A 14,924-nucleotide genomic window follows, 5' to 3' on the forward strand; every position below is an offset into this window, starting at 1 on the left:
GTTAAAAGCAATCCTAAGTAAAATTGCAGATAAGGGGTACAGAAAAACTAGACTTGATTACAAAATGGAGCTTGGGACATAAATGATTTTTTAAAAATGAGATGAGACGTAGATTAACTCCATAATCAATACGAATCTATCGACTTCTTTATTTATGATATTCATCTCTTTTTAATGGAAATAAAAGTGCGATTAATGTGATAATACAGTTACGTTAATTAAAAAAATAAAAATGCAAGGAGAGGTAATATGCTAACTGTATATGGACATAGAGGATTACCTAGTAAAGCTCCGGAAAATACAATTGCATCATTTAAAGCTGCTTCAGAAGTAGAAGGTATAAACTGGTTGGAGTTAGATGTTGCAATTACAAAAGATGAACAACTGATTATCATTCATGATGATTATTTAGAACGGACTACAAATATGTCCGGGGAAATAACTGAATTGAATTATGATGAAATTAAAGATGCTTCTGCAGGATCTTGGTTTGGTGAAAAATTCAAAGATGAACATTTGCCAACTTTCGATGATGTAGTAAAAATAGCAAATGAATATAATATGAATTTAAATGTAGAATTAAAAGGTATTACTGGACCGAATGGACTAGCACTTTCTAAAAGTATGGTTAAGCAAGTGGAAGAACAATTAACAAACTTAAATCAGAATCAAGAAGTGCTCATTTCAAGCTTTAATGTTGTGCTTGTTAAACTTGCAGAAGAAATCATGCCACAATATAACAGAGCAGTTATATTCCATACAACTTCGTTTCGTGAAGACTGGAGAACACTTTTAGATTACTGTAATGCTAAAATAGTAAACACTGAAGATGCCAAACTTACTAAAGCAAAAGTAAAAATGGTAAAAGAAGCGGGTTATGAATTGAACGTATGGACTGTAAACAAACCAGCACGTGCAAACCAACTTGCTAATTGGGGAGTTGATGGTATCTTTACAGACAATGCAGATAAAATGGTGCATTTGTCTCAATAGAAAGTTAGAGGTGAGTCTTACGTTTCAGTGACGGTAGACTTACCTTTAACATGTTACATACTAAAAAATTAATTTGAATAAGAAAGAGAGACATATATGAAATACGATGATTTTATAGTAGGAGAAACATTCAAAACAAAAAGCCTTCATATTACAGAAGAAGAAATTATCCAATTTGCAACAACTTTTGATCCTCAATATATGCATATAGATAAAGAAAAAGCAGAACAAAGTAGATTTAAAGGTATCATTGCATCTGGCATGCATACACTTTCAATATCATTTAAATTATGGGTAGAAGAAGGTAAATACGGAGAAGAAGTTGTAGCAGGAACACAAATGAATAACGTTAAATTTATTAAACCTGTATACCCAGGTAATACATTGTACGTTATCGCTGAAATTACAAATAAGAAATCCATAAAAAAAGAAAATGGACTCGTTACAGTGTCACTTTCAACATACAATGAAAATGAAGAAATTGTATTTAAGGGAGAAGTAACAGCACTTATTAATAATTCATAATAAAACAGTGAAGCAACCATCGTTACGGATTGCTTCACTGTTTTGTTATTCATCTATATCGTATTTTTTATTACCGTTCTCATATAGCTCATCATACACTTTACCTGAGATTTTGGCATTGTAGCTAGCCATTCCTTTATCTTGTACATCTTTAACATTAATAGCCATCATCATGTTTGGATTATCTTTATCATATGATATAAACCACCCAATTTGTCTGCCAGTTTCTCCTTGTTTCATTTTGAGTTCTGCAGTACCGGATTTGCCAATTAAGTTTGCATAAGATCTATAAATATCTTCTTTATGTGTTTTATTTACGACTTGTTGCATACCATCAGTTAATAGATTGATATTTTCTTTGGAAATAATATTTTTCTTCCAAACTTTGTTTTTCGTGTCTTTTAATAAGTGAGGTGCGTTAATATTGCCATTATTTTCTAATGCGCTATAGATTGAAAGGATCTGTACTGGGTTAATCAGTATTTCACCTTGTCCGTAACCTGAATCAGCTAATAATATTTCATTATCTAAATTTTTGTTTGAAATTTGAGCATTATAAAATGGATAATCACTTGGTATATCTTCACCAACACCTAGTTTTTTCATGCCTTTTTCAAATTTCTTACTGCCTAATTCGAGTGCTACTCTAGCAAAGAAAATGTTATCTGATGATTCTATTGCTTGTTTTAAGTCGATATTACCATTTACCACTTCATATCTTGTAACGTTGTAACCACCCCAAGATTTATCTTTTTGCCAACCTTTACCATCGATTTTATAACTTGTTTTATCGTCTAATGTTTTGTTATTTAACCCAATCATTGCTGTTAATATTTTTTGAGTTGAACCTGGTGAAGTTGTAAACTGGAACTTGTTGAGCAGAGGTTCTTTTTTATCTTCGGTTAATTTATTATATTCTTCGTTACTCATGCCATACATAAATGGATAGACGTCATATGAAGGTGTGCTTACAAGTGCTAATAATTCACCTGTTTGAGGGTGGATAGCAGTACCTGAGCCATAATCATTTTTCATGTTGTTATAAATACTCTTTTGAACTTTAGCATCAATAGTTAGTTGAATATCTTTGCCATCTTTTTTCTTTTTCTCTATTAATGTATGTGCGATTGTATTGCTATTATCGTCAACGATTGTGACACGATAGCCATCTTCATGTTGGAGCTTTTTATCGTAAAGTTTTTCGAGTCCCTTTTTACCAATAACTGCATCATCTTTATAGCCTTTATATTCTTTTTGTTTTAATTCTTCAGAGTTAATGGGACCAACATAACCTAATAGATGTGAAGTCGCTTTTCCTAGAGGATAGTTACGACTTTCTGTTTCATTAGTTGTAAGATGAAATTTTTTTGCGAAATCACTTAAATATTCATCCATTTTTTTAACGGTTTTAAGTGGAACGAAGGTATCATCTTGTACCCAATTTTGATCCATTTGTTGTTTGATATAGTCTTCAGAAATACTTAGTTCTTTAGCGATTGCTTTATAATCTTTTTTAGATACATTCTTTGGAACGATGCCTATCTCATATGCTGTTCCTGTATTGGCCAATTCCACATTGTTTCGGTCTAAAATTTTACCACGTTCTGATTTTAAATTTTCAATATGTATGCTTTGGTCTTTCTGCATTCCTGGAATAATGACGCTATGATCCCAATCTAACTTCCACATACCATCTTCTTTAACAAAATTAAATTGAACGTTGCGATCAATGTTACCGTAGTTTGTTTTAATTTTATATTGAGCATCTACTCGTTTTTTATTTTTAGATACTTTTTTTATTTTACGATCCTGAATGTTTATATCTTTAACGCCTAAACTATTATATATTTTTATCGGACGTTCAGTCATTTCTACTTCACCATTATCGCTTTTAGAAATATAACTGCTATCTTTATAAACTTGTTTGAAATTTTTATCTTCAATTGCATCAATAGTATTATTAATTTCTTTATCTTTTGAAGCATAAAAATATATACCAAACCCGACAACTACAACTATTAAAATAAGTGGAACAATTTTTATCTTTTTCATCAATATCCTCCTTATACAAGACTACATTTGTAGTATATTACAAATGTAGTATTTATGTCAAAATAATGTTATAATTTTTGTGATATGGAGGTGTAGAAGGTGTTATCATCTTTTTTAATGTTAAGTATAATCAGTTCATTGCTCACGATATGTGTAATTTTTTTAGTGAGAATGCTCTATATAAAATATACTCAAAATATTATGTCACATAAGATTTGGTTATTAGTGCTCGTCTCCACGTTAATTCCATTAATACCATTTTACAAAATATCGAATTTTACATTTTCAAAAGATATGATGAATCGAAATGTATCTGACACGACTTCTTCGGTTAGTCATATGTTAGATGGTCAACAATCATCTGTTACGAAAGACTTAGCAATTAATGTTAATCAGTTTGAGACCTCAAATATAACGTATATGATTCTTTTGATATGGGTATTTGGTAGTTTGTTGTGCTTATTTTATATGATTAAGGCATTCCGACAAATTGATGTTATTAAAAGTTCGTCATTGGAATCGTCATATCTTAATGAACGACTTAAAGTATGTCAAAGTAAGATGCAGTTCTACAAAAAGCATATAACAATTAGTTATAGTTCAAACATTGATAATCCGATGGTATTTGGTTTAGTGAAATCCCAAATTGTACTACCAACTGTCGTAGTCGAAACCATGAATGACAAAGAAATTGAATATATTATTCTACATGAACTATCACATGTGAAAAGTCATGACTTAATATTCAACCAGCTTTATGTTGTTTTTAAAATGATATTCTGGTTTAATCCTGCACTATATATAAGTAAAACAATGATGGACAATGACTGTGAAAAAGTATGTGATAGAAACGTTTTAAAAATTTTGAATCGCCATGAACATATACGTTATGGTGAATCGATATTAAAATGCTCTATTTTAAAATCTCAGCACATAAATAATGTGGCAGCACAATATTTACTAGGTTTTAATTCAAATATTAAAGAACGTGTTAAGTATATTGCACTTTATGATTCAATGCCTAAACCTAATCGAAACAAGCGTATTGTTGCGTATATTGTATGTAGTATATCGCTTTTAATACAAGCACCGTTACTATCTGCACATGTTCAACAAGACAAATATGAAACAAATGTATCATATAAAAAATTAAATCAACTAGCTCCGTATTTCAAAGGATTTGATGGAAGTTTTGTGCTTTATAATGAACGGGAGCAAGCTTATTCTATTTATAATGAACCAGAAAGTAAACAACGATATTCACCTAATTCTACTTACAAAATTTATTTAGCGTTAATGGCATTCGACCAAAATTTACTCTCATTAAATCATACTGAACAACAATGGGATAAACATCAATATCCATTTAAAGAATGGAACCAAGATCAAAATTTAAATTCTTCAATGAAATATTCAGTAAATTGGTATTACGAAAATTTAAACAAACATTTAAGACAAGATGAGGTTAAATCTTATTTAGATCTAATTGAATATGGTAATGAAGAAATATCAGGGAATGAAAATTATTGGAATGAATCTTCATTAAAAATTTCTGCAATAGAACAGGTTAATTTGTTGAAAAATATGAAACAACATAACATGCATTTTGATAATAAGGCTATTGAAAAAGTTGAAAATAGTATGACTTTGAAACAAAAAGATACTTATAAATATGTAGGTAAAACTGGAACAGGAATCGTGAATCACAAAGAAGCAAATGGATGGTTCGTAGGTTATGTTGAAACGAAAGATAATACGTATTATTTTGCTACACATTTAAAAGGCGAAGACAATGCGAATGGCGAAAAAGCACAACAAATTTCTGAGCGTATTTTAAAAGAAATGGAGTTAATATAATGGATAATAAAACGTATGAAATATCATCTGCAGAATGGGAAGTTATGAATATCATTTGGATGAAAAAATATGCAAGTGCGAATAATATAATAGAAGAAATACAAATGCAAAAGGACTGGAGTCCAAAAACCATTCGTACACTTATAACGAGATTGTATAAAAAGGGATTTATAGATCGTAAAAAAGACAATAAAATTTTTCAATATTACTCTCTTGTAGAAGAAAGTGATATAAAATATAAAACATCTAAAAACTTTATCAATAAAGTATACAAAGGCGGTTTCAATTCACTTGTCTTAAACTTTGTAGAAAAAGAAGATCTATCACAAGATGAAATAGAAGAATTGAGAAATATATTGAATAAAAAATAAAATTGTTGTGTTTACAACAATACATAGAAAACAGAGGAAACAATCAAGTCGTTGAATATTTCCTCTGTTTTTTAGTTGAAAAAATTAACCGAAAGCCTGAATGCAAGTCTTGATTAAATCAATAATGCTTGTAATAACACCAGTGAAATCCATATGCATACCCTTTTTCTATTTAAGATACATTAAGTATAATATCAAACAAATAAAAAATGTTAAAAATTCCCTAATTGGCTATTTAGATTGCATAAATGTCAAAAATTTGAAAAACATACAACGACTTTGCATAAAAAATCGTCATATTGGAAATACGTAATTTATTGAAATAATAAAAAAAATAAAAGAACGAAGATGATAACCTAAGTGAGGTTTTAAGTTGTTCTAAGGTTTAATTTAATTTATGTTAAAATAGTTGGTATAAAAATACATGATAAACTATAAACTAAATTCAAAATAACTTATGGGGTAGGCAATTATGGAAAATATTTTAAATATAAATGATAATGAAAAAAGAGTGCTAAGGGAAATTTATAACCATCATAATATTTCGCGTACTCAAATATCTAAAAATCTTGAGATTAATAAGGCAACGATTTCTAGTATTTTGAATAAGTTAAAGTATAAATCTCTTGTTAATGAGGTTGGTGAGGGTGATAGCACGAAGAGTGGTGGTAGAAAACCTATTCTTCTGAAGGTTAATCATCTTTATGGTTATTTTATTTCTTTGGATTTAACTTATAGTTCTGTTGAAGTGATGTACAATTATTTTGATGGTAATGTCATTAAGCATGAATCTTATGATTTACCTGATGAAAAGGTTAGTAGTATATTAAGCATAATAAAAAAACATATTGATATTCAGGAGAAACTTGATACTTATAACGGACTATTAGGTGTGTCTGTTTCTATACATGGAGTTGTGGATAATGAGCAGCATGTGACATATTTACCATTCCATGAAACTGAAGGAATTTCAATTGCTAAGAAAATAAAAGAAATTACTAATGTTCCAGTCGTAGTTGAAAATGAAGCGAATCTTTCAGCGTTATATGAACGTAATTTTAATCATAATTTATCCTACAATAATCTTATTGCTTTAAGTATACATAAAGGTATTGGTGCTGGGCTTATTATTAATAATCAATTGTATCGTGGTGCAAATGGGGAAGCGGGTGAAATTGGAAAAACACTTGTCTCAAAAGTTAGCGATAATGTGGAGATCTTTCATAAGATTGAAGATATTTTTTCACAAGAAGCTTTACTGCATAATTTAAGTAATCAACTAAATGAGAAGATGACGCTTAGCAAATTAATTCAATTTTATAATGAAAAAAATCCAGTCGTAGTTGAAGAAATGGAACAATTTATAAATAAAATTGCTGTTTTAATACATAATTTAAACACCCAGTTTAATCCGAATGCAATTTACATTAACTGTCCATTGTTCAATGAAATGCCTGAAATATTAGAAGCAATTAAGAACCAGTTCAAACAATATTCACGTAACGAAATTCAAATAAAGTTAACATCTAATGTCAAATTTGCAACTTTGCTAGGTGGTACATTAGCAATTATCCAAAAAGTACTACAGATTAATGATATTTACTTAGATATAAAAGCATAAAAAACTAATTCAAATGAATAATCAAAGTTCGTAATTGTCTTTATAAAAAAATCCCTCAATCCGAATTGAATTTTCGGATTGAGGGATTTTTATAGTTCTATTGCAGAAGAAAACTATTTTAAAAATGCTGGTAAATGTTGATAGCCACCTCTAACGTTAACAATATTCGTAAATCCTTTATATTCTAATATTCCTACCGCTATTGAACTTCTAACACCTGATTGACAATGTACATAAATTAGGTCATTTTTATCGAAAGGTATATCTTCATTTAAAAGTTTACCGTGAGGAATATGAATTGCTTGTTTTAAATGACCTTTACGCCATTCATCATCATTACGAACATCTAATACATTATGTTCTTCACCAGTCATTTCAGAACTATGAATAGATGATGTGACGATATTTGTTTGTGGCAAACGGTAACTTTTTACATTTTCAAAACCAATTAATTGTAAAGCATGAATAGCTTGTTGAACGGTAGATTTATCGCCAATTAATTCAATATCTTAGTCATAATCTAAATACCAACCAATTTGATTTATAAAAGTTTTATTAAAAGGAATATTGATAGTTCCATGCATATGACCACCATGGAATGCTTCTTTACTTCGAAGATCAAAAGCAGTTTGTGTATTGCTTGAACTAGGGTAAACATTATATGGTTGGTACATTTGCATACCAAATTGATTTATTTTTTTCATTTGTGAAAAATGGTGTGGTGGAGCTGGCTGATTGAGTGTTAAAGTTTCGATAAATGAAGTTTCATCTTTAACATTAAAAGCCCAGTTGTTTATTTTCTCATAACCCAAAGTAGTTGTAGGTAATGAACCTAGCGCTTTACCACAAGGACTCCCTGCACCATGACCTGGCCAAATTTGAATATAGTCTGGTAATGTTGCAGCAAATTGTATGGACTGATACATTTGTTTTGCTCCGATTTTTGTAGAACCTTCAACATTTACAGCTTTTTCTAATAGATCTGGTCTACCTACATCACCAACAAAGATGAAGTCACCGCTAAATAATCCCATTGGTATACTGGAACCCCCACCTTCGTCAGTAAGTAAAAAACTAATACTCTCAGGGGGATGGCCTGGAGTGTGTAAGACTTCTAATTTAATCTTTCCTAAATAGATAATATCTTGATGCTTAACGAAATGTGTTTGTTTAGGCATATTTTTATAATTAAATTCATCTTTACCTTCATCAGATACGTATATACTTGCATTCAATTTATTTGCCACATCTCTAATACCTGAAGCAAAATCAGCATGAATATGTGTTTCTGCAGCTTTAGTAATTGTGAATCCTTCTTTATCTGCAACTTTTAAATATTTTGTTAAATCTCGTATAGGGTCAATAATCATTGCTTCTCCTGTACGTTGACATCCAATTAAATAAGATGCTTGTGAAAAATTGTCTTCATAAAATTGTTTGAAAAACAAAAAAAACTCCTTTTTAAAATAGATTTTATTGATTAGATAAATAAGTTATGATTTGCTTGCTCAGTATGTCCAATATAAGTACCTACGCCACCATAATCGACTTCATCTCTTAATTCTTCTTTTGAAATTCCCATAACATCCATACTCATGGTACAAGCAATTAACTTTATATCTTGATCGATTGCTTGATCGATAAGTGAGTATAAAGAATCAACATTTTTCTTGTTCATTACATAACGCATCATAATATTACCTAGTCCAAACATATTCATTTTTGATAATGGCATATGTATTGGATCCTTAGGTAACATAAGGTCAAACATTTTGGAAATACCTTTCTTTTTAACGCGAATTGATTGCGCTTTTTTTAATGCGTTGAGGCCCCAAAAAGTAAAGAAAATAGTTACATCTTTACCTGCTGCTTTAGCGCCATTTGCGATGATCATTGCTGCTACTGCCTTATCTAACTCACCGCTAAATAAAACAATTGTTGTACCTGTAGCAGTGTCATTGATTTCAAATTCTTTTGGCTTTTCTTTTTGAATAATTGCATTAATTACATTTGCTTCTTCAGTAAGATTTACAAGGGTATTCCCTGTTTGTTTCGCCCAACTTTTAATATCACTATTGAAACCAGGATCTGTAACTGTTACCTCGATTTGCTCACCCGTTGAAATATTGTTAATTTCTTTACTGATATTAACAATAGGTCCAGGGCACTGAAGACCTCTAAAATCAAATTGTTTACGATTCTCTTTGATTTCAATATCTTTTTCTATTAAAGGAGCACTATTGAAGTTCTTTGCTTCATAATCTTTATATCCACCCTTTAAATTCACGACATCATAACCTTGTTTGGCTAAATAATCGCAAGCTTTAGTGCTTCGGTTACCGCTTTTACAATGTATATAATACGTTTTGTTGCTATTCTTATTGAATGATTTAATCTCTTCTACTGGGTGTAAAGTTGAACCGTTAATGTGTCCTAATTCATATTCTTCTTTTGTTCTAACATCAATCAATTGACCCATTTTTGCCAATTTTTCTAATTCTTCTTTGTTTAATGAATTAATGTGTACTTCTTTGTATTGTTCCATACTTACCTCCTATAAATACCTATGAGGGTATAATAAAACGGATAGAATCATTTGCCAAATACCTATAGGGGTATTTGACAATTTTGTTTTAATTTATTATTATTAACTTAATCAATTTATGTGGAGGAAATGAATATGACTTATGATAAAAAAATGATTAATCGTATAAATAGAATACAAGGTCAATTAAATGGTGTCGTAAAAATGATGGAAGAAGAAAAAGATTGCAAAGATATAATTACGCAACTTAGTGCATCTAAAGGTTCTATACAACGTTTAATGGGGATTATAATTAGTGAAAATTTAATAGAATGCGTTAAAACAGCAGAAGAAAATAATGAAAGTTCTCAAGAATTAATTAATGAAGCAGTTAATTTATTAGTTAAAAGTAAATAATGGATATAGCAAATATGACTATTATGTTGCTAATTGGCGTACTGGGTGGATTTATATCTGGATTAATAGGTATTGGGGGCGCAATTATTATTTACCCAGCTATTCTTATATTGCCACCATTAATAGGTATACCTGCGTATAGTGCATATATTGCTTCGGGACTTACCTCTAGTCAAGTATTTTTCAGTACACTTAGTGGATCATTAAATGCAAGAAAACAACCAGCTTTCTCTCCTAAACTTGTTATATATATGGGAGGGGGTATGTTGATTGGAAGCATGTTAGGGGCAATTTTAGCTAGTTTGTTTAATGCTACTTTTGTAAATACGGTATATGTAATAATCGCCATACTTGCTTTAATATTGATGTTTATTAAAGTTAAACCTACTACACAAGAGACGAAATCTAAACCTTTGCTATTTATTATAGTTGGATTTGGAATTGGTGTAATTTCGGGAATTGTGGGTGCAGGTGGAGCATTTATCATCATTCCTGTATTATTAGCATTATTTAAATTACCAATGAATACGGTAGTGAACAATAGCATAGCAATTGCTTTTATATCTTCAGTAGGGGCATTTTTTATAAAATTAATGCAAGGATATATACCAGTAGAAAGTGCAATTTTTTTGATAATTGAATGATGATCATTTTCTGAAAATATTATGTGGTCATATAATATAATGCCCATCATTTCACTAATCTCTTTTATTCTCTGAGTTATTTTGATATCTCCTGGAGAAGGTGTCGGATCTTATCAAGAGTAAATTATGAAAAAAATGGTTTAAATCAATGTTCTTACTTTAAGTACATGTGTTTAACGTAAATGATAATTAGTTAAATATAAAAAGGTTATCCCAATCAATAGGATAACCTCTTTATACTTTACTTTATGGTTTGGATTCGCCACTTCAAAGAAGAAATGAAATCAGAGCATTGAATGTTCCATTTTCAAACAATATATAAATACCTAGCCCAATGAATACAATTGGTACAATCCAACGTTCATATTTCTCAATTGTTTCCGATATAAAATCGAAGGAAGCTAGACGGTAACTGACATAGCACAAAACTCCAACCATAATTAGAAAGACAATAGTGACAATAAAGATTTCAGACATACTTAAGGTCGTGAAGTACGGTATATAAATGGAAAAGTCATCCGCACTGGAAGCCAATACGATGAAAATCATCGTCAAAAATAACTGATTAAATTTTCCAGAGGAGAATAAAGATAAAATGCTACTTTCATCTTCATCCTCTTCTCCTTTAATCCATATTTTCACGCCTAGGTAAAGTGGTAAAAGTCCAAGTAGTCCGATAACCCATTGCTGAGGAATTAAATTTACAACCCCCTGTGCAACTAAAAGACTTGCTCCTATCACAATTGCAGTCCCTATATATTGTCCTATCCAAATATGTTTTACCTGACCTTTTTTTACTTGCGAAAACAAAAGAATTAATATGACGAGATAATCAATTCCTGTTGCTACATATACCGCAGTAGCCGTCAGTATCGTCGCGATCATTTTATCATCTCCAAATATTTTAGGGATAGGACTTTTCTTCAAAATGAAAAGTCCTTCCGTAAATTGCACACATATAGTACCTATTTATCCTTCACTCTCATCAGTCGCAAACTATTTAATGCTACCAAAATAGTGGCTCCCATATCGGAAAGAATCGCAATCCAAAGGGTTAGCCAGCCTGGAATAACCAATAGTAAGGCAATTATCTTAATTCCGATGGCAAACGTGATGTTCGCTTTGATGATATTTAGCGTTTTCCTGCTAAGTCTTACTGCAAATGGAAGCTTACTTAAATCATCTCCCATTAATGCAATATCAGCTGTCTCGATGGCAGTATCTGTTCCAGCACCGCCCATTGCAATGCCAACAGTGGATGCAGCAAGTGCAGGAGCATCATTGACGCCATCGCCAATCATAGCTACATTACCATGCTCGGCTTTCATTTTTTTAATATAGTCCAACTTATCCTGTGGCAACAATTCGGACTGAATATCAGAAACGCCTACATGAGCACCGATTGCTTCTGCGGTACCTTGATTATCACCTGTCAGCATAATTGTTTGCTTGATTCCTAACTGATGAAGTTTTAGAATCACATTTTTACTTGTTTCGCGGACCTCATCTGCTACAGCAATCACGCCGAGGATTGTTTGGTCCGTTCCAATAATCATGGCCGTTTTCCCTTGGTTTTGTAAAACTTTCACTTTATTTTCAAACTCAAGGCTAAAATCGGAAACATTTAATTCTTTAAAAAGCCTTGGACTGCCAATGTAATAGGTTGTTCCATCTATATTCCCTTGAATGCCCCGACCTGTAATAGAAGTGAAGTCCTTCACTCTAACATCGGAATAAGTAATATTATCTTGCTCTGCTTTCTTCATTATTGCTGAAGCAAGTGGATGTTGTGATCGATATTCTAAAGCTGTAATAATGGAAAACAGCTCTTTTTCTTCCACTTGATCATTTAACACTTTAAAATCTGTTACCACTGGTACACCTTTTGTCAGTGTTCCTGTTTTATCAAATGCGATTGCCTTAATGGCTCCTAATTCCTCTAGATAGACACCGCCTTTAATCAACACACCTTTTTTAGCTGCATTTCCAATTGCCGAGACAATCGAGATTGGAGTAGTAATAACTAATGCACACGGACATCCAACTACAAGTACCGCTAATCCTTGATAAACCCAAGTATCCCAACTTCCACCAAAGAATAAAGGTGGAACGACTGCAACGAGCGCCGCAATAACCATAATGATCGGCGTATAATATTTCGCAAATTTATCTACGAATGCTTGCGCTGGAGCGCGCTCCCCTTGTGCTTCCTCAACCAGATGAATAATCTTGGAGATAGTTGTATCCTCTACGTATTTGGTGATTTTTACTTCAAGTAGTCCCTCTTCGTTAAGCGTGCCTGCAAATACTTCATCATCTACCGTTTTGGCAACAGGGACAGATTCTCCTGTTATAGCAGCCTGGTTGACAGCCGACACACCATTTATAATGATCCCATCCATGGCAATTTTCTCCCCTGGTTTGACGATCATAATATCACCCACGGCAATATCGTCCACATGGATCATTATTTCCTGACCATTCCGCCTAACAAGTGCTTCTTTTGGGGCAATATCCATCAATGAACGAATGGACTGTCTTGCTCTATCCATAGAAAAACGTTCAAGTGCTTCACTGATTGCAAAGAGAATGACAACAATGGATGCCTCTGCCCATTCACCAATGATGGCAGCTCCAATAACTGCAACGGTCATCAGGGTTTTCATGTCGAAATCAAAGCGTATCAAATTTTGAAAACCAACTTTAAATAGTGAATATCCGCCAATTACAATCGAACTTACAAATAACATGGACGTTACAAGGTTATCTTCTCCATTTACAAAGTGAGAAAGGTAACCAAAAGCAATCAGTAATGTGGCAAACAGCAATGTGCTGTGTTTTTTATAAAACGGTATTTTCTCTTCTTTAGGAGCCTTAGTGTCTTCTTTGACCGCTTGTATCGATGGATTCGCCAGTTTTTCAGGAATTACCTTAAGATTCTCGAAAGCACCTGCTTTTTCAAGCTCTTCAACCGATGCGTTTCCATATACATCAATTTTAGAAGCGCCAAAGTTCACTTTTGCATCCTGAACTCCAGCTAGTTGTTTTACATTTTTTTCAAACTTCCCAGCACAGTTTGCGCAAGAAAATCCCTCCACACGGTAAACATTTTTATCTTCTGTTACCACTGGTTCGACCCTTCTTCTAGCCTTCTCTGGTGCCACTTTAAGATTCTCGAAAGCACCAGCCTTTTCCAGATCTTCAACGGTTGCACTGCCAAAGACATCAATTTTGGAAGCTCCGAAATTGACTTTAGCATCATGCACCCCTGATAGTTCTTTTACATTTTTTTCAAACTTCCCAGCACAATTCGCACACGAGAAACCCTCCACACGGTAAACCTGTTTATCTTCTGTTAATGTTTTTGTTGAACTATCCAATACTAGCAACCTCCCTTTGATGCAAGAAAGCTTTTTCTACAAGCTGTTTAACATGCTCATCATCTAGTGAATAATAGACTAATTTTCCTTCTTTACGGTATTTTGCTATACCTAAATTTTTCAATAATCTTAAATGATGGGATGCCGTAGCCGTTGAAGATTCAATGATATTAGCTACATCACAAACACATAACTCTCCCTCTAAAGACAAAACATAAGCAATTTTAACTCTTGTATCATCTGATAGAGCCTTAAAAACTTTCGCTACATCCATAGGATTCTGTTTAGCAAGGTCTTTTTTAGCCCTGTTTACCTTATCTTCATGAATATAGGTAACTTCACACATATCTTTTGTCATAATTACCCTCCTTATTCAAATGACTGTTTGTTTGATGATTATAATATATCCCACTATAAACAAATAGTCAAATGATTGTTTGAATGATATATAATTAATATTAAAAAGGATTGGTTTCTAATGTTAGAAACCAATCCTTTCGGAGATTTTAACCAAATTTTAAAGTATCTTAAACATAACTG

General features: G+C 31.9%; 12 protein-coding genes and 2 pseudogenes. 7 read left to right on the top strand and 7 right to left on the bottom strand.

The features are described from left to right. The first annotated feature begins 249 nt into the window (after positions 1-249). Positions 250-993 (top strand): glycerophosphoryl diester phosphodiesterase, encoded by a 744-nt coding sequence (locus tag HMPREF3031_RS09465; RefSeq protein WP_000958858.1) that lies wholly within the window; start codon positions 250-252, stop codon positions 991-993. A gap of 96 nt (positions 994-1,089) precedes the next feature. Next, positions 1,090-1,518: a MaoC family dehydratase gene (locus HMPREF3031_RS09470; RefSeq protein WP_000872606.1), complete on the top strand. Its 429-nt coding sequence runs from the start codon at positions 1,090-1,092 to the stop codon at positions 1,516-1,518. A gap of 45 nt (positions 1,519-1,563) precedes the next feature. Here HMPREF3031_RS09470 and mecA read toward each other — a convergent pair whose 3' ends face one another. Continuing rightward, positions 1,564-3,573, bottom strand: coding sequence for a PBP2a family beta-lactam-resistant peptidoglycan transpeptidase MecA (mecA, locus tag HMPREF3031_RS09475; RefSeq protein WP_083317890.1), 2,010 nt, complete (start codon positions 3,571-3,573; stop codon positions 1,564-1,566). A gap of 96 nt (positions 3,574-3,669) precedes the next feature. Between mecA and mecR1 the strand changes: the two genes are divergently transcribed. Next, a complete protein-coding gene (mecR1, locus tag HMPREF3031_RS09480; RefSeq protein ID WP_000952923.1) occupies positions 3,670-5,427 on the top strand; it encodes a beta-lactam sensor/signal transducer MecR1 in 1,758 nt (585 codons plus the stop codon). Beyond that, positions 5,427-5,798 (top strand): mecA-type methicillin resistance repressor MecI, encoded by a 372-nt coding sequence (mecI, locus tag HMPREF3031_RS09485; protein ID WP_000369214.1) that lies wholly within the window; start codon positions 5,427-5,429, stop codon positions 5,796-5,798. Before mecR1 ends, mecI begins: the two co-directional genes overlap by 1 nt. A gap of 84 nt (positions 5,799-5,882) precedes the next feature. Here mecI and psm-mec read toward each other — a convergent pair whose 3' ends face one another. Next, entirely contained in the window at positions 5,883-5,951 is a 69-nt protein-coding gene (gene psm-mec / locus HMPREF3031_RS13290; protein ID WP_014532405.1) for a phenol-soluble modulin PSM-mec, read from the bottom strand. 319 nt (positions 5,952-6,270) lie between these two features. Between psm-mec and HMPREF3031_RS09490 the strand changes: the two genes are divergently transcribed. Next, the gene (locus tag HMPREF3031_RS09490) at positions 6,271-7,419 is read left to right on the top strand and encodes an ROK family transcriptional regulator (RefSeq protein ID WP_000427807.1); all 1,149 of its coding nucleotides are present in this window, start codon (positions 6,271-6,273) and stop codon (positions 7,417-7,419) included. 113 nt (positions 7,420-7,532) lie between these two features. On the opposite strand, the pseudogene cstB reads toward HMPREF3031_RS09490, so the two are convergent. Continuing rightward, a pseudogene (cstB, locus tag HMPREF3031_RS09500) lies at positions 7,533-8,867 on the bottom strand (persulfide dioxygenase-sulfurtransferase CstB). Between the two features lie 32 nt (positions 8,868-8,899). Then, the gene (locus HMPREF3031_RS09505; RefSeq protein ID WP_070724848.1) at positions 8,900-9,964 is read right to left on the bottom strand and encodes a DsrE/DsrF/DrsH-like family protein; all 1,065 of its coding nucleotides are present in this window, start codon (positions 9,962-9,964) and stop codon (positions 8,900-8,902) included. 135 nt (positions 9,965-10,099) lie between these two features. Here HMPREF3031_RS09505 and cstR point away from each other — a divergent pair, with 135 nt between their 5' ends. Both cstR and HMPREF3031_RS09515 read left to right on the top strand, forming a co-directional pair. Continuing rightward, positions 10,100-10,360: a persulfide-sensing transcriptional repressor CstR gene (gene cstR / locus HMPREF3031_RS09510; protein WP_000220507.1), complete on the top strand. Its 261-nt coding sequence runs from the start codon at positions 10,100-10,102 to the stop codon at positions 10,358-10,360. Next, positions 10,360-10,998, top strand: a pseudogene (locus HMPREF3031_RS09515) (sulfite exporter TauE/SafE family protein); the annotation flags it as partial. The gene cstR and the pseudogene HMPREF3031_RS09515, both read left to right, overlap by 1 nt. Positions 10,999-11,271: 273 nt before the next feature. On the opposite strand, the gene HMPREF3031_RS09520 reads toward HMPREF3031_RS09515, so the two are convergent. The 3 genes from HMPREF3031_RS09520 to HMPREF3031_RS09530 form a co-directional block, all read right to left on the bottom strand. Further along, on the bottom strand, positions 11,272-11,889 hold the full coding sequence (locus HMPREF3031_RS09520) for a CadD family cadmium resistance transporter (RefSeq protein WP_000562107.1): 618 nt from the start codon (positions 11,887-11,889) through the stop codon (positions 11,272-11,274). Positions 11,890-11,969: 80 nt separating this feature from the next. Then, entirely contained in the window at positions 11,970-14,384 is a 2,415-nt protein-coding gene (locus tag HMPREF3031_RS09525; RefSeq protein ID WP_000378485.1) for a cadmium-translocating P-type ATPase CadA, read from the bottom strand. Next, positions 14,377-14,742 carry an ArsR/SmtB family transcription factor gene (locus tag HMPREF3031_RS09530; protein WP_000159127.1) on the bottom strand — a complete coding sequence of 122 codons (366 nt, stop codon included), beginning with the start codon at positions 14,740-14,742 and terminating at the stop codon, positions 14,377-14,379. Before HMPREF3031_RS09530 ends, HMPREF3031_RS09525 begins: the two co-directional genes overlap by 8 nt. Between the last annotated feature and the right edge of the window lie 182 nt (positions 14,743-14,924).

The organism is Staphylococcus sp. HMSC072B07, from assembly GCF_001815505.1.
Taxonomy (GTDB): domain Bacteria; phylum Bacillota; class Bacilli; order Staphylococcales; family Staphylococcaceae; genus Staphylococcus; species Staphylococcus simulans.